This window comes from Pedobacter hiemivivus (assembly GCF_005144565.1).
GTDB lineage: Bacteria > Bacteroidota > Bacteroidia > Sphingobacteriales > Sphingobacteriaceae > Pedobacter > Pedobacter hiemivivus.
Window position 1 is genome coordinate 79,712 of the sequence record NZ_SWDX01000009.1, and the last position, 17,734, is coordinate 97,445.

Sequence of the window (17,734 nt, forward strand, 5' to 3'; positions counted from 1 at the left end):
GAGAGCCGTTCCGTTCGGACAGTTTGAAATAGAAGGTAAAAGTATTTGTTTTTTTTTCCACAAAAGTAGGGAATTCGCAAGTGCGACTCAAAATGATTTGACCAATTGCAGGTTTGTATTGACAAATGGCGTTTTACTTCCTTAAGATAAAATCTATTTAAGCTTAAGGGGGATTTAAAACTTTACGCGTCCTGACTTGTAGTATTTAAGATTAAAACAACAAGCTATGTTTAAGAAATCAAAAGCATTCAGCTCATTTTCAGTGGATAATCTGGAAAAAGCAAAAGAATTTTACGGATCAATACTTGGACTCGAAGTTAAAGACAATCCAATGGGAATTTTGGAACTGCATATTGATGGATCATCTCCGGTAATGGTTTACCCTAAGCCCAACCATCAAGCTGCAACATTCACTGTACTCAATTTCCCTGTTCAATATGTAGAAAATGCAGTTACAGAACTCGAAGAAAAAGGTGTTCATTTTGAACACTATGATGATGAGCATCTTAAAACGGATGAGAAAGGAATTCTTCGCGGCCAGGGACCTGTCATTGCTTGGTTTAAAGATCCAGCAGGTAATATTCTTTCGATAGTAGAAACAATTTAAAAATGAAAAAAATACTGAAGATTTGCTGTTTTTTTACCCTGCTGACAGGGAGTTTATATCTTTTATCTTCCTTCCTGATCAATCCAGGACCTGTTAGCATATATAAATTCCCCTATAAACGGGCAGGTCTAACGGAACGGCAGGCTGCCGAACATTTGTTGAGCAGATTTTCTTATGGTGCAACGCCTGGACAAGTTGACTCCGTTATGAAAATCGGGTTGGAGAATTGGTTCAACCAGCAGCTCAATGCGGATTTGCCAGATGATTCTTTAAACAAACGTTTGAGCGTATATGACGGCCTTAAATTGAGTAATGCGGAGGTATGTAGTCAGTATCCACCCGGATTTGTAATCCGGTCGATGGCGATCAAAGATTCTGTAATCAGTAAGGATTCGGTAAATAAAGCAGTAGACAAAAAAGCATTCAACTTGCAGTTGCGGGCGTATATGGATAAGAAAGGCTTTAAGTCCGATCAGGATCTTTATAAACAGTTTATTAATCAGAAAATACTTAGGGCGGCCTATACACGGAACCAATTACAGGAGGTGATGACCGACTTCTGGTTTAACCATTTTAATGTTTCCTTTTTTAAAGGAGAATGCGCCCAATTCATTCCCGCGTATGAAAGAGATGTGATTCGACCCAATGTTTTGGGTAAATTTAGTCAATTGCTTTTGGCCTCCGCACAGTCGCCAGCAATGTTGTATTACCTGGATAACTTTACCAGTGTTGGACCACCGGCAACAAATCTACCTAAGCCTAAGGCCAAACCAGTTGCTGCCAATGAAGGTGCCGATATGATGATGATGGGAGGTAATAATGATACTACTGTGCCCAATAAAGTAAAAACCCTTACCAAGCCTGCGAATGTAAATGGTTTGAATGAAAACTACGCTCGTGAAGTGATGGAACTACATACCCTTGGGGTAGAGGGAGGCTATACGCAACAGGATGTGACCCAGGCAGCCCGTGTACTGACTGGCTGGACCGTTTACCCGATTAGTGACAATGCATATGGAAGTGCGATGAAAGGCTTAGTTGCTAAGATTGGTGAAAATAACCTGGCACAGAAAGGTTATGTTCGTGAAGGCGACTTCCTATTTACACCAAATCGCCATGACCAAGGTGAAAAAGTCGTGCTAGGTCATCGTTTTCCGGCCGGCTCTGATCCTGCAGCGGCTTATCAGGAGGGAGTGACACTATTGGATATGCTAGCACATCAGCCCGCTACGGCGAAATTCATTTCGCGTAAGCTCGCTGTCCGTTTTGTTAGCGATGCCCCGGTGCAAAGCCTCATTGATAGAATGGCGAAGTCATTTACTGATCATGATGGCGATATGAAGCAAGTATTGATCACATTGGTAACTTCCCGCGAGTTCTGGGATAAAAAGACCCTGTTTAGCAAAACAAAATCACCTTTTGAACTTGCGATAAGTTCGGTGCGTGGTTTAAACGCTGATGTTAAAGATCCTTATCCGCTATTTAGCTGGATTTCCAGGATGGGACAAAAGATTTACTATTATCAGGCGCCAACAGGTTTTCCGGATCGTGGTAAATACTGGATCAATACGGGTTCACTGCTAAACAGAATGGATTTCAGTCTAGCTTTAGCTTCCGGACAAGTTTCTGGAGTTAAAGTGAATCTCAATAAAATTACTGCGAAACAACAAACTCAGGAAAATGCGGAAGCCATTATTAACACCTATAGTAAGTTGTTATTGCCTGAGAAAAAGTTAGATCAAACGAATAAAAAACTTGCTGATCTATTAAATGATCCGAGCTTCTTGGTTAAAGCAAATAATATCGTTCGACAGGATAAAACAGTGTCGACAGCGGTATCGGAAAAGCCAGAAGTGGGGGCATCAGGTGATATGATGTTTATGAGTGCTACATCAGACAGCAAGTCTAAAGTTGCAGAAACAGTGGAGAAACAGAAAAACAATTATGAAATGTTCCGAACTAAGCGCACTGCGATGCAAGCATTGGCGGCAGGTATCATCATTGGCTCTCCTGAATTTCAACAACGCTAATAATTTTATGATTTTTTTATTAAATAAAATGATCCTAAGAATGAAGAGCGGTATTTAGCCATTCAAATCCGTCAATGGCGTTGGGACGGTCAAATCCTTTGTATCGTACAACCCATATTCCTTTGAGGGCAGCGCTTGCTAGGGTACTTTCATCGGCATGCACACACACAATAACAGGCTGTAACTGTAATTGTGCATATTCTGGTACTTGTGCGCCGAGTTTATCTATAATCTTTTGTAGCTGAGTGAAGGTCTCGGGCTTGAGTTGGGTTTTCACTTCAATTACGTAGGCATGAGTATCACTCAAGGCAAGCAAGTCTATTTCAACATTTCGGGTTTTATGCCAGAAGCGTTTATACTTCTGAAAAGAGGTATGAACACCATGGTGTTTACGGAGGTAATTTAGCATGTATTGGACGCCTAGGGATTCAATATAGCTTCCCCAATGGCTACTAAACATGCCTAACTGGTAATTGGTATCGTTAATATGCTGATTAAAAAGCACACGGAATGCTTTGGCCGATTCTTCGAAATCTAATACTTCCTGTTTATAATCAGGGATCAAGTTTTGGAGCTCCTTGTTATCTGCTAATGCGGTTGGAATATCTGGCTGATTTAACAATTTCAGCAACGTTTGATGAGTGTTTTTTAATGACTTTTGCCAATCTACCATTTGCAGCAGATGCGTTACATGGCTTTTTTGCGTGCTTTTTAGCAGTTCGGTGAAGGCATTTAGTTTTGCAGGAAAGATATTGTTGGTTTCTTCCATAAGAGGTTGATTCAGTTTTGTAAAGTTTCATATAATATATGAGCTGACCAAACACTTCATGCTAAGGATTTTTATCATTGATGGGATAGCTATCGTTGAATTATTAACTTAGCGACCTATTTATTTAGTTATGGAGAAGAATACCACTTTTTATTCCGGGGCAGACAATCCGGAAATGCTTGAGGCTTTTAGTAAAGCACAGGAAACTTTCAAATACTTTTGGAGAGAACTCTCCTGGGAGTTTCGGCGAATTGTCCCAGCAGTGGACCTTGCTTGTGTAAAAGTAGCTTTTATAGAAAATGTGCTTAGTCAAACTGCACCAATAGTCGAGCACATGTGGATTAATGATATAGATTTTGATGGCGAAATTGTTAGTGGAACACTTGCAAATGACCCGAATCAATTATCGAATATAAAGAATGGAGACTTTGTTCAAGTGCCATTAAACCAGGTTAGTGATTGGTTGTTTACCAGTGTAGGCAAAACTTATGGTGGATTTACGATACATGCATTAAGATCAGCAATGGATGAGCAGCAACGGCAACAACACGATGAAGCCTGGGGACTAGACTTTGGCGATTATAATGATATTTCTGTTGTTCGAGACCAAAAAACAAACCCTGAGCACCTAATTGAGCATCCGATGAGTCTCAATATGAAAAATGAATTGACCAAGTTTCTTAAAGAACATCCTGAAGAACTAACAGCGAAGGATGAGGCAGGTTATACACTTTTACACAAAGAAACCATAGCAGGAAATAGAACTTCTGTAGAAGTCATATTGCAATTTCATATTGATAAAGACGTGCAAACCGCCAAAGGACTGTCAGCATTAGACTTAGCAAAACAGGTCGGATGGACGCAAATTATTCCCTTGCTTTCACATTAAACTTATCAAATGGCTGTTCCAACTAACAAAGAAGAATTACAGCTGGCAATTCATACCAATTATGGAAAGCTTAAAAAGGAATTATCAGAGATCCCACATGAATTGACGCTGGGTAAAAATCTGGAAGGACATTCAAAAGGCACATTAATGAGTGTTAATAATCTTGTTGCTTACCTGATCGGTTGGGGACAATTGGTCCTGAAATGGAATCGAATGAGGGATAATAATGAAGATGTGGATTTTCCGGATACTGGATATAAATGGAATGAACTCGGTAAGCTTGCCCAAAAATTTTATAAAGATTATGAGGATGATGATTACGTTGTTCTGCTTGAAAAGTTAGATCAGACCGTAAAGGATATTTTGTTAATCATAGATAAGAAAACAAATAATGAACTTTATGGAGTTGCTTGGTATGACAAATGGACAAGAGGCAGGATGATACAGTTTAACACTTCCTCACCATATAACAACGCGAGGGGAAGAGTACGAAAATGGAGGAAGTTGTAGAAAAAGCTATTTTGTTCTTCCTTTGTCTAGGAAACTTTGAAGCATAGGAATAACAAAGTGTGCTTCTTTAGAATTAGATTTCAATGTAGTTATTTCCTCAATATACTCACCGTGTACACCTGGGATTATTGCCAATTCAGAGTTAGCAATTTGTCTATGCATTTCGATCGCGTGCTCGGGTTGTACAACATCTTGGTCGGCTATAATGATTAGGGTAGGGGCTTTTATGGATTTGATCGGTTCATCTGGTATATCTTTAAAATTAACCATCCTTTTTGCGTCCTTATCGTGCATCGCCTGCAAGCCGGCTGGGTTTGGCGAAACTTATAAATAAGCTTCTTTTAGCTCTTCAGGCGCTCACCTTGTCCATAAATTTCATAATACATTTTAATTCCATTAACTTCTGAATAGCCATTTTTGGCGATCAAGGTGTCATTTGCAGTTGCCATAGCTTGATTATTGTTTCCTTTTGATTGGTTTACATTGTTGCAGGATAATAATATTAGAAACGCTAAAATAGGGTATACGATTGTCCTTTTCATTTTATTGGTTTTAGGTTAATCAACTGCATTTCATTAGGATACCTTTACGCATCTTTACATTACGCAATCATATGATTGCAAATATATAAGCAACTATTTAATTGCGCAATTATTTTTAATATTATTTTTAGAACTAAAATCTTTCATTCTATAAATCAGCGGTTTAAATGGAATGACCGAATTAAAGTGAAATTAAGCCTTCCTTAAGGTATGAAATCATCATAAATTTTATACTTTTGCACTCCTTCAAACAAGGAAATGATTCCTTAGCTCAGCTGGTAGAGCATTACACTTTTAATGTAGTGGTCCTGGGTTCGAATCCCAGAGGGATCACCAGAGTAAAATTAAAGCCTTGCAAATCAATAGATTGCAAGGCTTTATTATTTTAACTGGCAATACTACTGTCAGTTGTTTTTATATTTCTTTTATAAGATTTCTAAAACTTCTAGTTTTTCTGCTCATAAATTGAATAAACCATTTTAATTGTCCCCCTCCACCATTTTCAGAACTACAACTAATGGCCTGATCATTAATGCCAATGGGAACAATGTAAAATTGACGAAAGATTGGTAGTTTGCAGTGGTTTATCCATATGCTACAAACGCATCTTTTAAAGACGTAAATTATCAACATGCTTAAGAGTTAAACTAACATATCTCTGTATAATCAACTTTTTTCAAAGACTTTCAGTGTAGGTTCGCTATTTATGAATTAATTAAATATTAAAGCATAAAATATCAGCGTGTTACATGCGGTACAGCTTGCGAAAATGCAATTCGTCTATGGAAATAGTTTTGCTAAACATTTTGTACATTAGTTTCGTATTAACAACTGTTACCTGTAATGTTAAAACCAATATCTCTACGGAATAAATTATGACGGAAAAAACAAAAAAAGACAAACAATTTACTTGTGGGATTATAATGCCAATAAGTTTAATAGACAACTGTTCACCTGAACATTGGGCTGATGTGTTAGGAATACTAAAAGACGTTTGTATTACAAATAATTTTATTCCAAATCTAGTGAGCGATGCAGATGATATTGGTGTAATTCACAATAGGATTATTGAAAATATTTATTCAAGTGATATAGTTATCTGTGATGTTAGTTGCAAAAATGCTAACGTAATGTTTGAATTAGGAATGAGGTTAGCTTTTGATAAACCAACAATAATTATTAAAGATGATTTGACTGGCTATTCTTTTGATACTTCTCTAATTGAACATTTGGAATATCCTAGAGATTTACGATTTACCTCAATAAACAAATTTAAGGATAGTCTAGGGAAAAAACTAATAGCGACTTTTGAGAAATCAAAATCTGACCCAAACTATTCTACTTTTCTTAAGAACTTTGGTAAGTATAAAATTGCTCATTTAGAAGATAGAGAAGTTAGTACAGATACATTTATCCTTAATGCAATAGAAGAATTAAGACGAGATGTGAGGATTATTAAAAACGTTTCATTACATGAAAGAGGAGATAATGTTAGAGTTAATCTTGGTAGATCTATTAATTCTCATGAACTAACAGAGGAAGCTAGAACTATTTTCAAAAAAAATGTACATGACTATATTAAGAAAAATAACTTGATGGCAAAACCTAGTGAAATGGATATTATGTTACCTGACATTATCGAAGAATTAGAAAAGAATGAAGAATTAAAACTAATTGCTGGAAATAGTAATAATTTTAGAAGACTTGTAAGAGATAGCATATACGCATAAACACTAAAGCTAATAATGGTTTTGCGTCAGGTGGGCTGAAGTGCAAAATTAATGCTTTATACTTCTATTGAATTTTAGTAATAATATCAACCTTTGCGCCTCGAATGCAAAGCTCCGAAACGTTACCTGCAATGGCTTGACTGCATCCAATGAAAGAACTATTAATATTAATGTTTACCTTTTTAACTTTAACTTGTTTTGGGACAAGTGTTAAAGTAGAAAGGGTTATTGACGGCGATACTTTTGAAACCGAAACAGGAGACAAGATTAGGCTTATTGGAATAAATGCACCAGAAATTACAGACATCTTTGGACAAGAAGCAAAAGAACATCTTGCCCAAATTATAGAAGGGGAAATCGTTGATTTAGTAGCCGATAACATTTCAAATGACAGAGATAGATACAATAGGCTTTTGCGGTATGTTATTTTCAAAGGTGTAGATGTAAATAAAAAAATGTTATTAGAGGGCTATGCGTTCGCATATTTAAAATATCGGTTTGAAAAAAAAGAAGAATATAAACAGGCTCAAATTCAAGGAAAGAAAAGTAATAGTGGGATTTGGAATATCGAGCAGAATTTAGCAAATCCAAAGTCAGATGAAGTCAAGTCTACTAATCACTGGAACAAAAATCATTTTACACTTGGGCTAATATTCATATTATTAGTTTTAGGCACATACTATTATTTTGAAAAATAATGGAAATCGGAAAAAGAGAATTTAACGAAGTTTTCCTATCAGAAATAAGTAAGTTCGATAGTGGTAATTATGCTTATGATATATTTTTCAATTGTGATAAAGAAAGATTTTCTAAAATAGCGACAAATTACGGTAAGCGAGGAAAATACGGCTCATTAAACTATATGTATGAAAATTTTTATTCTTGGAAAAATGGCACTGTAAATCCAAATATTAATACTAGAACTAAAATTGTCTGTAGCACTATTGAAACTTTTACTGTAGAAGAAAAATTTATAGAAGCATATTCAAAACTTGCAAAACATATTAATGAAAAGTTTTATGAAGAGGTCAACCTCAAAGATTTAGGACGAAAATTTGCTTCAATAATCGATGTAATCGAAAAGTTTGAATTAAAAGACTGTTATAGACGGTCGCATATAGTTTTTAAAACAGAAGAAATAGAAGACTATCAAAATTATGTTAAAAACGTATTTGTTTTTTATACAAAAACTATTTTTAACAATTTAATTAAAGATATACCTTTAATTTTATGGGCAAGTCAAAATATTAACTCATCATTTCTATCTTTCACATTTCGAACTTATCTGTTTAATATCAAAATAAATGTTCAGGAAGTTTCTAAAAAAAATTACAACTATAAAAAAGTACTTGAGGAACTCTTTAAACTAGAATATGAGCAACTTTTAAACAGTAAATTATTTGATTTTTCAATTTCAAAAATATTAGAAATAACCAAAGCAAATAACATTACTAAAATTGATGCTTTATTGACAGAAAACCAAATTGAAAAAATTATAGAACAAAAAAATCAAATAGAACAATCTAAACAGAGCGGGATAATAAAATATATATTAAAAACTAATGGTGGAATTTTAACTATTGACTTGAAAATTTTATCCCCTCTAGAAAAGCTCATTATATGCTTAAGAGTTTTAGCTTATATCTCAACTATTGCAGGTTTGATTTATTATTGTTTTATTATTACACAATCATATTTTATATTTGTTTTGGGTTTAATAGCGTCTTCATTTATTATAAACTCAATACAGACAGATATCGTAAACCTTTTCAAAAATATTTTAAGACAGAAATAGATGGATGATAAAAATAAACTTCAAAAATTTGACCTAGAGGCTCTACCTTCTTTTTTTAAAGATTTAACAGGAGAACAGCAGACAAATTACTTAGAAAAATTAGCTGGAGACAATGCTGATTTAAAGCAATATATAGGAAAAAAAATCTCTGACAGTAAAATTGCAGAACGAGATATGGTTACCGACATTGAATTCTTAAAACAAATCGAAACCGAAAATAAAGTAATTAATATAAAACGTGAATATCAAACAGGCTCTGGAAAAATGGAACTCAGCATAAAAGGTGGCGACAAAAAGTTCATTATTCCAATTTTGGTAATTTTAGGAATTGTTATAATTGCTATAGCCATAATTTTCTTTGGTAAGTAATATCACTTAATATTCGTGAGTTAAAAAGCCACATGCAGGTAACAACAAATTTGCCAACCGTTCGTTTATCGCTTTTTATTGGGGTGTATACCGAAACTTGAACAAGTATATCCATACTATAATAGTTATTATATCTAATCTTTTTTGAGGTAAACTGTTTTGCGAAATGTTATATCTATGCCTGATTACCTTATTGAAACAAAGCGCACACTTAAATAACTTTATCATTGATGATAATAGGAGGTGGACTTTTTCTTTATTCCTGTTACAATTAAAATAAATAGCTTTTATAAATTATTAATAATGGAGAGTGAAAAATCATTCTGTTAACCATTTTTAATTGATTTAAGGCGGTTTTGAACTTTGCCTTACTACTGACGTCACGGCTTGTGGTACTATCAGAAGTTACGTTCTTATCTTTGTCTCCTCTAAATCCTTAAATCGGGCGAAGCCGATAAGCCATTTTAGCGTTGCCCGTTATGCTCCGATATATGCATTGGCCATTTTCGGCAATTAGAAGAGTAGAAAGTCTGTTTTTTTACATGGTCGTTTAATGTGTTCCAGTTTGTCTATAACATGCTGGAACGTGTCTCAATAGTGAGACTAACTTTACTTCATTTCTTTACTTCGGTTTACACGATTGGTGCATTTTATTAGCTGCTTTATTTTGTTGTTGATTTAAGATTTTAGCTAGGTATTAAATAATGTTTTTGTTGATTTGACCCCTGTAACTAACTATTAATTATATATTTAAGTTGTTTTATGTTCGACTTTGTTTTCTGTTTCATGTAACCCAGATGCAAGAACCATAAAACATATGTTGTTGCTTTAATAGCCTTAGTATTTTTAAAGAATGCATATTTACAGATGTGTAAGGAGAATTATTTCAGTTTTCCTGAATAGAAACATTTCCATTATAGCTTCCCCACATCTATTAACGGAAGTTTTTTCGGGTTGGAGGAAACTTAGGAATTTTAATCTTAAAAGCAACAACCTCGACTAATTGGGTTTCCAGAGCTTTACAAACAGCGATTAAACCACTAACAGACATATTATTATCCCCCCTTACAATTCTGTAAACCTGACTATAGCTAAACCCAGTCCTATCCTGTATGTCTTCCAGCGTTATGCTTTTAGCGTTAGCAATTGCCCACAGCTTTTCTCTTATAATTGTTAAAGACTCTTTATCGATATACTGTTCAGCCATATCAACAAAATGACGCTATTTTATTAAATTAAATTATTCCAAATTTGGAATAATCTGAATTAAAATATATATTTGGATATGAAGTAAAAATACAGGACATCATTTAATAATAATTTTGTTGTAACGAGCCTCGCGAAAGGAATCTGGTAAATTTTAATCGTGCGAGTGTGAGTGGCGCCAAATAACTACATTTGTAGTCCCTAGCTGTCAAGGTGGGGCTGGCGCTTACTTATTTTTTGCACGATTAGCCGTTTCGAAAGAAATGGTGAAGCTGAAACCTAAATTTATTTTGGGTGAAGGCGGGTTTACCAGAGCCTCTTTTGCAATTAGTTTGTGAGTTGTCAGCCCCCTTTTGAGGGTTTAACATTGCATCCTTTGGCTCATCGTTAAACATTTAATCATGAGCAGTAAAACAAACCTTCAGTACAGCCAACTCGTCAATGAGGAAATGCGCACCTTTTGTTGGGTAAATAATCATTCTACTTATTTTAACTTGTTTGTAGAATCACTTGTACTCAAATTTAAACCCTTACAAATCTTCTGTTTCTCCAAAGAAACTGTTTTGGAAGAAGTCCAAAGCTATTTTAATGAAGGAAAAGTGAAACAGCAATGTAATTACTGTCTGCTGCTGGTGACCGAAAGTACCAACAGAATAGATCATGAAGTACAGGACTGCTCAAATGCCCACTTCAAACTAGGTAAGGTACTATCCTATATGATCACTAAAGGTTTATTGAGCGAATTACAAAAGCTAGGTAAAAAGCTATGACCTCTCCGATAACTCGTTTATGTTTGGATTGCGGCAAGCTCTTACACGGGCGGATTGATAAGAAGTTCTGTGATGAGCATTGTAGAAGTAGCTACAACAATGAAATAAAGGCAGCAAACAATGGTATGATCAAATCAGTTAACCTCATCTTAAAAAAAAACCTTGACATACTGGGAAAGCTTAATCCTGCCAAAGAAACAAAGGTTAGTGGCAGTAAGTTAATGGCGTCAGGTTTCAATTTTAATTACCATACCCATAGCAACAACAACTATAGGGGCTATGTTTGTACTTTCTGTTATGAATATGGTTACATACGGTTACCCAATGATGAATATTTGTTGATCAAAATTTAAACGATGGACTTTAGGCCGTTTATTTACTTGGATGATGTTAATAACAAGAGGTTTAGCCTTAAAATAAAATACTTCAATGCCTTCGTAAGCTTATAAATCAGACGAATTAATAAACAGAAACTATGAAAAAGCAAAAATTAAAAAATTATGAGGAATTAACCGAAGCCGAAAAAGAACGAATGATACGCGCTATATTCTATTTTAGTTTGGAATATCCTTTCAATGAATTTAAAATGCGGTTGTGGAAATTTTACGGTACATGGGTGTGCAATGCGGCACAGGTTGCGGAGCCAGCTGACCATGAAGATAACATGCTATTCTATAGCAGTCTCATTAATCTTTTTAAGAGGTTTAAAAAAAGCAGAAGAAATTACCGACCACATAAAAACAAAGGCCTATAAGGAGCTAAGATTTGTTCTTGGGGATTTCCTTTGCTACTGCCGTTACGGCTTGTAGTACTGTCAGAAGTTACTCTCTTGTCTTTGTTTCAGCTAAATCCTTAAATCGGGCGAAGCCGATAAGCCAATATTTGTGGGCAGGCTTAGGCCATTGGTTATTCGGTCTCATAAAACACTTAAAAAATTTCTTTAAAAAAAAAGCCTCGATTTCTCGAGGCTTCAATTATAAAATAATGGTGTGGAGTTCTATAACATACACCAAAGTGTCCCACCAATGGGACTAGTTTACATCATTGCTTTACATCCTCGTCAAACATTCTTACTGTAATAAGTTGGCAGTTTTTCATTGAATGAGAAGTTGACTTTCTTGTATCGCTCTATATAAGCTCTGTCAAAAAAGCGTTGATTACCCTTTTTAATGCTGATTATCTTATCCATCCTTATCCAGTTATTGAGCGTGGTTCTGGAGATATCAAAACAAGCGGTCACTTCATTAGTCGTCATCAAGCTTTGTTCTGCGTCGTCATTTCCTTCTGTTTTCATTCCAAAAACCCTTTTAAAAAACTCATCTGCTTTTTGATCAAATAGCTTTGTAAATTCTTCCCTGAATTCATCAAGCGTCATTGGTAAATACCCCATGTCTTAGTTAAATAATGTTTAAAGAATATTTTTGTCTCTTAATCGCTTCCAAAAGCTCTGAGCGTTTGAAATATAGCTTTCTACCCATTTTATGGCTTTTAATAATCCCTTTCTTTTTCCAGTTGTGAATGGTGACTTTTGAAACCTTTAGAAATTTAAGGGCTTCTTCCATGTCCATTAGATCTGGATTTTCATTAAGGCTCTCACCATTCTTCAAATCAGCGCCTTTAAAGTTTACCTTTTGCAAGGCATTACCAATAACATTATCTAACATGGATTTAAGTGTAGCCATGTCAATTAATACTAAGGGATTCCTTTCAGCTTCCTCGAAGCGTAATGTTTTTGTGTTTGTGTAACTCATGTGTTTATTTTTTGTAAGCCACAAAACACATCCATTTCTCAAAATATTCTGGGGGACTTGTCGGGGGACAAAATCATAACTCGCTGTATTTTAGTTTACTTATTTTAATGGAAGTTTAGATAAATCCTGACTCATCTTTATTAAGATGTCTTTTAATGTATCTAATTCCTCAGGCTTAAATTGAATTTCATCCTTATTTAGCTTTGTGTAGTCTTTCCTTAATTGCTCTCCGCTATAACCAGTTAATGTTCCAAAGCATTCTGATAATGCCTTATCGGTTATTTCTTTGTTTACGAGGTTATTCTCCCTAAAACACTTCATCAGGATTAAAACCTGCTTAGTGTTTATTGCAGGCTTATTGTATTCTGACAATACAGGCTTTCTAAATTCAACACTCTGCTTTGCATTAGAAGTCTGTCCTCCTTTTGTTTCTAAATAATTTAGATGTCCCTTCAAAAAATTATAAACCCTTAAATACTGCTTTGCACTTTTCTTTCCGTACTTGCTGGGTGAGTTAACACCTAACATGTGTTGATAGTAAATGAAATCTATAAATTCCTTTAAAAGGGGGAGTGATTCTGGTGTATTAATTTCAGTAATGCTTTTATAAAGCTCTTTGCTTAGCTTTTCAAATTGATCATCAAGCATAAAGTGCGAGCCTTGAAATACAAAATCATATCTCTCAATATCACAACATTGGGACAGACCTTCTTTATAGGTTTTAAATAGCTCTCTTGTTTCTATTTCATTCATTCGTTTATGGTTTAATATTCCAAGCGTTGTTCATCTCTGATAACTTAACGTTTTCTGTTAGTTTGATGTACTTTTTAAATGTGGCGTAATCTTTATGCCCTGTTATTGACATAACTACCTCTGGGCGCATTCCTTTTTCTAAGGAAAGGGTTACAAAAGTTCTTCTTGCAGTATGAGAGGAAAGAAACTGGTATTTCGGTTCAGACTTCTCAATCTTTGTCGCACCTTGATATTTTGTTAAGATAATAGCGCTGTTTATTCCAGCTTCCTTGCCAATATCCTTGATGTAATCGTTCATCTTCTGGTTACTGATCACAACTGGCGGTTTTCCTTCATGTTTATTCAAAATCTCTTTTGCATAATCATTTAAAGGGATTCGCAGAAAATCCCTTGTCTTTTTTGATTTAAGCTCAATAAAATTATGCTTAAGATTGGCTAATCGTAAATCTAATAAATCCGAAAATCTTAATCCTGTAAAACAGCCGAGGCAAAATGCGTCTCTCACCATGCTCAAACTTTTAGATAGGCCTTCAAGATTATAAATCTTCAAAAGTTCATCTTCTGTCAGGTAAATAATGTCTACATCCTGTTTTATTACCTTAAAGGTCTTAAACTTGTAATTATTGGTGTATCCTCTCTCTACTGCGAAGTGCATAAAAGACTTAATTGTTTTGATGTACCTGCCGATAGTATTATTTACCAGTCCGCAATCTATCATCAGATACTCCGTAAACTTGCTCTCAAACTTGCTGTCTATATTATCAAAGCTCAAAAGGAATCTTTTATCGCTGTCAAAGGCTTTTATCTTGTCTCTGGTGATCTCATAGATTCTTTTGGAGTTAATGGTCTTGTTTATCTCTGCCTCTTTGATATACTCGTCAAATGCATCATAAAAGGTAAATGAACGTTTCTTCTTTCCTGTTGCTTCCTCTAATTTGGTACGGATAAAATCAAGGGTTAACCTTGAAGGCTCAAATTTGGTGTCAAGTTCAGCTTTTGAGATTACACGCTTGAACTCATTTAACGCGAAATTTATCTCGCTTTCATCAGCGCCGTTTTTCTTTACAATCTGTTTTTCAGAATTCCAATCTTTATCCGTTGTTTTGAGCTTGGTTGAGAAACGGATTTTACTTCCGTTTAATAGGTAGGTTAATAGGATAGGGCGTTCGCTTTTCCTGTTTGGTTTATCTAAATAGAAGTTGACTGTAGCCATAATAACTGACGGTGTTTTTTGTTTACTGTCAATATTACTGTCAAAAATCGACTTATTCAAATGTTTTTTGATTTATTTTACTTTATAGTAAACGCCTTTTAAATCGATAAAAAGGACATTTAAACATCAATCAGGCTAAATTTAGATAAAAATAGATACAAAAGGTTAGAGTCCCAGAGGGATCACAGAAAGGCTTAGAGAAATCTAAGCCTTTTATATTAAAAAGGCGATTGCATAAAATTTGTAGATGTCGTTAGTATACTCAGTTCCGGTCCCATTTAATGATTTAAAATATTCCATTAAATCTTTAGGTATAGCCCTTTATTTTTTTCTTGAAATGACTGTAAATAGTCCCCAGAGCTTATAATTTATAAACTAATCCTTATTGATAATAATCAGAAAAGCGATTAAAGTGTATTTTAAGCTTTTCACAAAGTAAGCCAGACACCATATTTCTATTCAGAAATTCTGTTGTGTAAAGTATTTCAAGAATTCCTACTGTGACTATATTTAAGATTTCTAAATTATTACTCTCTCCTAAAAGATTAATGTATTTGAAAGCATTCTTCACAAAGCTGGAGGAATTGTCGATAGAGAGTTCTCTACCCAAGTCCATGGCAAAATCATTCATGAAAAAATAAATCCCTTCTTGAAACACATCTTCCTTGGAATAACCCTTTGCATACTCTGGAACCATCTCAAATAACAAGGATTTCAACACTTTACAGATAAAATTATCTATTTCGTTCAATTCATGTTTTTTTACCATTTCAAACCTGTTCCTTTCGTTAAGTTTTCTACAATTTCAAATACAATTTTTCTATCTGAATCCGACAATGTACCAAAATTATCCTTTAAAAGCTTTCTCATGCTATCTAATTTAACCATAGGGATCACAAAAGCCTCAATGCAAATTGAGGCTTTTTTAGCAGAGTTCGTACATCGTTTTCTTCAAGGTGGTGTATTTGAAGAGACTGGCTTGTATGCCTGGCATGATGAGATTATAAAGGAATAGTTCTTCGGGAAGAAATAGAATTTACAACAAACATATTTCACCATATTAATATACGTATTTGAAAAATTCTATATACATTTAGATCAAATATTTTAACGCTCAGACTTCTATGAAATCTCGCTCGCTATTCGCAACCCGTTCCATTAGTTTATTACTCCTTATCGGTACAGCCGCTTTATCCTGTAAGAAGGATAACGATTCTGAACAAGAAAAAACTGGTTTTGGCAACATTTCCTATTTTGCAAACACTTCAAACTCTAATGTCAGAAAACTTTCAAGTAATGGTATTAAAACCGGGGTTTTGAGTGTAGTTGACACGACAACTACGGTAAATGTAGCATGGTCTTCGGCAACTGTTTATGTAGAAAAGATTTCCTTTGTCGGAAAAAGTAACAGTTTGCTTGATACGACAATAACGGTCGAAAAGAATTTGAATATTTTTAGTCAGGATGCGCTGGCAGGTGTATTTAAATTACCTTCTGGTTCTTATAAAGACGTGGCCGTTAAACTACAATGCCGGAAGTCGCTGATTCCCGGATTGGCATTTAATTATTATGCATTTTATTTCAAGGGTACATTTAAAAACATTTATGGTGGTATAGACAGTGTAATAGTCGGAAGCTCGCTTCCTTTTGAGGCAAATCTTTCAGTGAACGAAATCGTAATTGACCCTTCTGACAACTATAAGGCTACTTTCAGTTTTGACTTGAATAAAGTGTTAACGGGAATCTCTGCTGGACAAATGGAAGCAGCTAAAAGCAATTATAAAGATGGCAAAAAAACCTTTTACATTTTCAAAGGAGGATCTGCAGATGAACCATTTTATGATCAGGTGATCAGGAACTGGCAATCTGTGGCAAGTGTAGTCGTTACAAAAGAATAGGAATCCACCTACTTGTCACATTTTACCTGAACTGACCAGGGCTGGATTTCGGATAAGCAAAAGTAGCCAGCCCAGGTACTCAGATTATTGAGGTTGAGTTAACTTGGGATCTTAAAGCTGCCAACATAGATCATGTCGTTATAATTTTCGAGCGGGTTGTCCATGCTAAGCTCGTCGTCGGCATAACAAAGTATGACATTTGCAGTTGAAATTCCTTTGCTAACACATGCCTGGTAGATGTCTACTTCAGCTTGATCATTCCAGATTGGTAATTCTTCGATGGCTGCCTGTATGCTGATTCTTTTTCGGCTGTAGAAAATTGTGATCCAGTTTGCATCATAATCGTATTGTTTGTCAATTGCTTTACCGAATTGGGAGCGGAGATTGAAGTCTGGGGTGTTTCTCGCATAGCTTTCATCCGTATTGAAGCTGTGGTTATCTTTGATGAACTTGCTTTGGTCAAAATACTTATAAAATTGATCTTCTGTTTTATTTGTTGTTCCTGCCCAAATGTGGATGCGTTGCTCTGCCATTTTATTTCTTATACTTTTAGTAGGGGCTAAAGATACTAACTTATTAACTGCTGCAGGGGTAAATATCCATAGTCAAGGGGATTGTGTTTTCCTTGACTATGAGGCGATTAAATTATTCTACACGGAAAGACACCTTGCAAATGACACCATAAGATGTAATCTGGTTGTTTTTAAGATGCACTTTAAAATCTTTGACATAGACGGAGTCGATGTTTTTTATAGTCTTAGATACTTCTGTTACTGCATTTCTTACTGCATCTTCGAATCCGCTTTCTGATGAGGAAATGACTTCAATTACTTTTACAATGCTCATGATATTAGTTTTTTAGATTAAAAGGTTAAAATTTTAAACCAATGCGAGCGGGTTTT

24 protein-coding genes and 1 tRNA gene are annotated in these 17,734 nt (G+C 34.9%); 14 read left to right on the forward strand and 11 right to left on the reverse strand.

The window, feature by feature from the left end:
* Positions 1–226: 226 nt before the first annotated feature.
* Positions 227–607, forward strand: a complete 381-nt coding sequence (locus tag FBD94_RS20230) for a VOC family protein (RefSeq protein ID WP_136881545.1) — start codon at positions 227–229, stop codon at positions 605–607.
* Positions 608–609: 2 nt separating this feature from the next.
* A complete protein-coding gene (locus tag FBD94_RS20235; RefSeq protein ID WP_136881546.1) occupies positions 610–2,637 on the forward strand; it encodes a DUF1800 domain-containing protein in 2,028 nt (675 codons plus the stop codon).
* Positions 2,638–2,671: 34 nt separating this feature from the next.
* Here FBD94_RS20235 and FBD94_RS20240 read toward each other — a convergent pair whose 3' ends face one another.
* Positions 2,672–3,406, reverse strand: a complete 735-nt coding sequence (locus FBD94_RS20240) for a DUF234 domain-containing protein (RefSeq protein ID WP_136881547.1) — start codon at positions 3,404–3,406, stop codon at positions 2,672–2,674.
* Positions 3,407–3,536: 130 nt separating this feature from the next.
* On the opposite strand from FBD94_RS20240, the gene FBD94_RS20245 reads away from it, so the two are divergent.
* Positions 3,537–4,295, forward strand: coding sequence for a DUF2314 domain-containing protein (locus tag FBD94_RS20245; protein ID WP_136881548.1), 759 nt, complete (start codon positions 3,537–3,539; stop codon positions 4,293–4,295).
* Between the two features lie 9 nt (positions 4,296–4,304).
* Positions 4,305–4,805: a ClbS/DfsB family four-helix bundle protein gene (locus FBD94_RS20250; RefSeq protein WP_136881549.1), complete on the forward strand. Its 501-nt coding sequence runs from the start codon at positions 4,305–4,307 to the stop codon at positions 4,803–4,805.
* Between the two features lie 6 nt (positions 4,806–4,811).
* Here the strand turns inward: FBD94_RS20250 and FBD94_RS26340 are convergent, their stop codons facing one another.
* Positions 4,812–5,108: an alpha/beta fold hydrolase gene (locus tag FBD94_RS26340; protein WP_235884575.1), complete on the reverse strand. Its 297-nt coding sequence runs from the start codon at positions 5,106–5,108 to the stop codon at positions 4,812–4,814.
* Positions 5,109–5,146: 38 nt separating this feature from the next.
* Complete coding sequence (locus FBD94_RS26345) at positions 5,147–5,347, reverse strand: hypothetical protein (RefSeq protein ID WP_235884576.1); 201 nt, start codon at positions 5,345–5,347, stop codon at positions 5,147–5,149.
* A 260-nt stretch (positions 5,348–5,607) separates the two neighbouring features.
* Here FBD94_RS26345 and FBD94_RS20260 point away from each other — a divergent pair.
* The 5 genes from FBD94_RS20260 (at position 5,608) to FBD94_RS20280 (ending at position 9,241) form a co-directional block, all read left to right on the forward strand.
* Positions 5,608–5,683: transfer RNA gene (locus FBD94_RS20260), tRNA-Lys, on the forward strand.
* Positions 5,684–6,222: 539 nt separating this feature from the next.
* Positions 6,223–7,077: an RNA helicase gene (locus FBD94_RS20265; RefSeq protein WP_136881550.1), complete on the forward strand. Its 855-nt coding sequence runs from the start codon at positions 6,223–6,225 to the stop codon at positions 7,075–7,077.
* A gap of 149 nt (positions 7,078–7,226) precedes the next feature.
* Positions 7,227–7,775 (forward strand): thermonuclease family protein, encoded by a 549-nt coding sequence (locus tag FBD94_RS20270; protein ID WP_136881551.1) that lies wholly within the window; start codon positions 7,227–7,229, stop codon positions 7,773–7,775.
* Complete coding sequence (locus FBD94_RS20275) at positions 7,775–8,872, forward strand: hypothetical protein (RefSeq protein ID WP_136881552.1); 1,098 nt, start codon at positions 7,775–7,777, stop codon at positions 8,870–8,872. Before FBD94_RS20270 ends, FBD94_RS20275 begins: the two co-directional genes overlap by 1 nt.
* A complete protein-coding gene (locus tag FBD94_RS20280; protein ID WP_136881553.1) occupies positions 8,873–9,241 on the forward strand; it encodes a hypothetical protein in 369 nt (122 codons plus the stop codon). It begins immediately after the preceding gene.
* 934 nt (positions 9,242–10,175) lie between these two features.
* On the opposite strand, the gene FBD94_RS20285 is transcribed toward FBD94_RS20280, so the two are convergent.
* Positions 10,176–10,448: a helix-turn-helix domain-containing protein gene (locus tag FBD94_RS20285; protein ID WP_136881554.1), complete on the reverse strand. Its 273-nt coding sequence runs from the start codon at positions 10,446–10,448 to the stop codon at positions 10,176–10,178.
* Positions 10,449–10,848: 400 nt separating this feature from the next.
* On the opposite strand from FBD94_RS20285, the gene FBD94_RS20290 reads away from it, so the two are divergent.
* The 3 genes from FBD94_RS20290 (at position 10,849) to FBD94_RS20300 (ending at position 11,971) form a co-directional block, all read left to right on the forward strand.
* On the forward strand, positions 10,849–11,217 hold the full coding sequence (locus FBD94_RS20290; protein WP_136881555.1) for a hypothetical protein: 369 nt from the start codon (positions 10,849–10,851) through the stop codon (positions 11,215–11,217).
* A complete protein-coding gene (locus FBD94_RS20295) occupies positions 11,214–11,570 on the forward strand; it encodes a hypothetical protein (RefSeq protein ID WP_235884577.1) in 357 nt (118 codons plus the stop codon). Before FBD94_RS20290 ends, FBD94_RS20295 begins: the two co-directional genes overlap by 4 nt.
* A 122-nt stretch (positions 11,571–11,692) precedes the next feature.
* Positions 11,693–11,971, forward strand: a complete 279-nt coding sequence (locus tag FBD94_RS20300) for a hypothetical protein (RefSeq protein WP_136881556.1) — start codon at positions 11,693–11,695, stop codon at positions 11,969–11,971.
* A gap of 306 nt (positions 11,972–12,277) precedes the next feature.
* Here FBD94_RS20300 and FBD94_RS20305 read toward each other — a convergent pair whose 3' ends face one another.
* The 5 genes from FBD94_RS20305 to FBD94_RS20325 form a co-directional block, all read right to left on the reverse strand.
* Entirely contained in the window at positions 12,278–12,607 is a 330-nt protein-coding gene (locus FBD94_RS20305; RefSeq protein WP_136881557.1) for a helix-turn-helix domain-containing protein, read from the reverse strand.
* 7 nt (positions 12,608–12,614) lie between these two features.
* Positions 12,615–12,968 carry a helix-turn-helix domain-containing protein gene (locus FBD94_RS20310; RefSeq protein ID WP_136881558.1) on the reverse strand — a complete coding sequence of 118 codons (354 nt, stop codon included), beginning with the start codon at positions 12,966–12,968 and terminating at the stop codon, positions 12,615–12,617.
* 99 nt (positions 12,969–13,067) lie between these two features.
* Positions 13,068–13,721 (reverse strand): hypothetical protein, encoded by a 654-nt coding sequence (locus FBD94_RS20315; protein ID WP_136881559.1) that lies wholly within the window; start codon positions 13,719–13,721, stop codon positions 13,068–13,070.
* Between the two features lie 4 nt (positions 13,722–13,725).
* Positions 13,726–14,934, reverse strand: a complete 1,209-nt coding sequence (locus FBD94_RS20320; protein WP_205945913.1) for a site-specific integrase — start codon at positions 14,932–14,934, stop codon at positions 13,726–13,728.
* 382 nt (positions 14,935–15,316) lie between these two features.
* On the reverse strand, positions 15,317–15,685 hold the full coding sequence (locus FBD94_RS20325; RefSeq protein WP_136881561.1) for a DUF7674 family protein: 369 nt from the start codon (positions 15,683–15,685) through the stop codon (positions 15,317–15,319).
* A gap of 117 nt (positions 15,686–15,802) precedes the next feature.
* Here FBD94_RS20325 and FBD94_RS25995 point away from each other — a divergent pair, with 117 nt between their 5' ends.
* Together FBD94_RS25995 and FBD94_RS20330 are read left to right on the forward strand one after the other, a co-directional pair.
* Positions 15,803–15,949, forward strand: a complete 147-nt coding sequence (locus FBD94_RS25995; protein WP_169472369.1) for a hypothetical protein — start codon at positions 15,803–15,805, stop codon at positions 15,947–15,949.
* 109 nt (positions 15,950–16,058) lie between these two features.
* Positions 16,059–16,832, forward strand: a complete 774-nt coding sequence (locus tag FBD94_RS20330; RefSeq protein WP_136881562.1) for a hypothetical protein — start codon at positions 16,059–16,061, stop codon at positions 16,830–16,832.
* 98 nt (positions 16,833–16,930) lie between these two features.
* On the opposite strand, the gene FBD94_RS20335 is transcribed toward FBD94_RS20330, so the two are convergent.
* The gene (locus FBD94_RS20335) at positions 16,931–17,365 is read right to left on the reverse strand and encodes an immunity 22 family protein (RefSeq protein WP_136881563.1); all 435 of its coding nucleotides are present in this window, start codon (positions 17,363–17,365) and stop codon (positions 16,931–16,933) included.
* Positions 17,366–17,477: 112 nt separating this feature from the next.
* A complete protein-coding gene (locus FBD94_RS20340; RefSeq protein ID WP_131608359.1) occupies positions 17,478–17,678 on the reverse strand; it encodes a dodecin family protein in 201 nt (66 codons plus the stop codon).
* Positions 17,679–17,734 lie beyond the last annotated feature (56 nt).

What these genes read in the sequence shown, in the direction of transcription:
- FBD94_RS20330 (WP_136881562.1), top strand. Translation starts at nt 16,059, where the DNA reads ATGAAATCTCGCTCGCTATTCGCAACCCGTTCCATTAGTTTATTACTC.
- FBD94_RS20275 (WP_136881552.1), top strand. Translation starts at nt 7,775, where the DNA reads ATGGAAATCGGAAAAAGAGAATTTAACGAAGTTTTCCTATCAGAAATA.
- FBD94_RS20250 (WP_136881549.1), top strand. Translation starts at nt 4,305, where the DNA reads ATGGCTGTTCCAACTAACAAAGAAGAATTACAGCTGGCAATTCATACC.
- FBD94_RS20315 (WP_136881559.1), bottom strand. Translation starts at nt 13,721, where the DNA reads ATGAATGAAATAGAAACAAGAGAGCTATTTAAAACCTATAAAGAAGGT.
- FBD94_RS20230 (WP_136881545.1), top strand. Translation starts at nt 227, where the DNA reads ATGTTTAAGAAATCAAAAGCATTCAGCTCATTTTCAGTGGATAATCTG.
- FBD94_RS20300 (WP_136881556.1), top strand. Translation starts at nt 11,693, where the DNA reads ATGAAAAAGCAAAAATTAAAAAATTATGAGGAATTAACCGAAGCCGAA.
- FBD94_RS20265 (WP_136881550.1), top strand. Translation starts at nt 6,223, where the DNA reads ATGACGGAAAAAACAAAAAAAGACAAACAATTTACTTGTGGGATTATA.
- FBD94_RS26345 (WP_235884576.1), bottom strand. Translation starts at nt 5,347, where the DNA reads ATGAAAAGGACAATCGTATACCCTATTTTAGCGTTTCTAATATTATTA.
- FBD94_RS20320 (WP_205945913.1), bottom strand. Translation starts at nt 14,934, where the DNA reads ATGGCTACAGTCAACTTCTATTTAGATAAACCAAACAGGAAAAGCGAA.
- FBD94_RS20270 (WP_136881551.1), top strand. Translation starts at nt 7,227, where the DNA reads ATGAAAGAACTATTAATATTAATGTTTACCTTTTTAACTTTAACTTGT.
- FBD94_RS20290 (WP_136881555.1), top strand. Translation starts at nt 10,849, where the DNA reads ATGAGCAGTAAAACAAACCTTCAGTACAGCCAACTCGTCAATGAGGAA.
- FBD94_RS20240 (WP_136881547.1), bottom strand. Translation starts at nt 3,406, where the DNA reads ATGGAAGAAACCAACAATATCTTTCCTGCAAAACTAAATGCCTTCACC.
- FBD94_RS25995 (WP_169472369.1), top strand. Translation starts at nt 15,803, where the DNA reads ATGCTATCTAATTTAACCATAGGGATCACAAAAGCCTCAATGCAAATT.
- FBD94_RS20280 (WP_136881553.1), top strand. Translation starts at nt 8,873, where the DNA reads ATGGATGATAAAAATAAACTTCAAAAATTTGACCTAGAGGCTCTACCT.
- FBD94_RS20305 (WP_136881557.1), bottom strand. Translation starts at nt 12,607, where the DNA reads ATGGGGTATTTACCAATGACGCTTGATGAATTCAGGGAAGAATTTACA.
- FBD94_RS20245 (WP_136881548.1), top strand. Translation starts at nt 3,537, where the DNA reads ATGGAGAAGAATACCACTTTTTATTCCGGGGCAGACAATCCGGAAATG.
- FBD94_RS20235 (WP_136881546.1), top strand. Translation starts at nt 610, where the DNA reads ATGAAAAAAATACTGAAGATTTGCTGTTTTTTTACCCTGCTGACAGGG.
- FBD94_RS20335 (WP_136881563.1), bottom strand. Translation starts at nt 17,365, where the DNA reads ATGGCAGAGCAACGCATCCACATTTGGGCAGGAACAACAAATAAAACA.
- FBD94_RS20285 (WP_136881554.1), bottom strand. Translation starts at nt 10,448, where the DNA reads ATGGCTGAACAGTATATCGATAAAGAGTCTTTAACAATTATAAGAGAA.
- FBD94_RS20310 (WP_136881558.1), bottom strand. Translation starts at nt 12,968, where the DNA reads ATGAGTTACACAAACACAAAAACATTACGCTTCGAGGAAGCTGAAAGG.
- FBD94_RS20295 (WP_235884577.1), top strand. Translation starts at nt 11,214, where the DNA reads ATGACCTCTCCGATAACTCGTTTATGTTTGGATTGCGGCAAGCTCTTA.
- FBD94_RS20340 (WP_131608359.1), bottom strand. Translation starts at nt 17,678, where the DNA reads ATGAGCATTGTAAAAGTAATTGAAGTCATTTCCTCATCAGAAAGCGGA.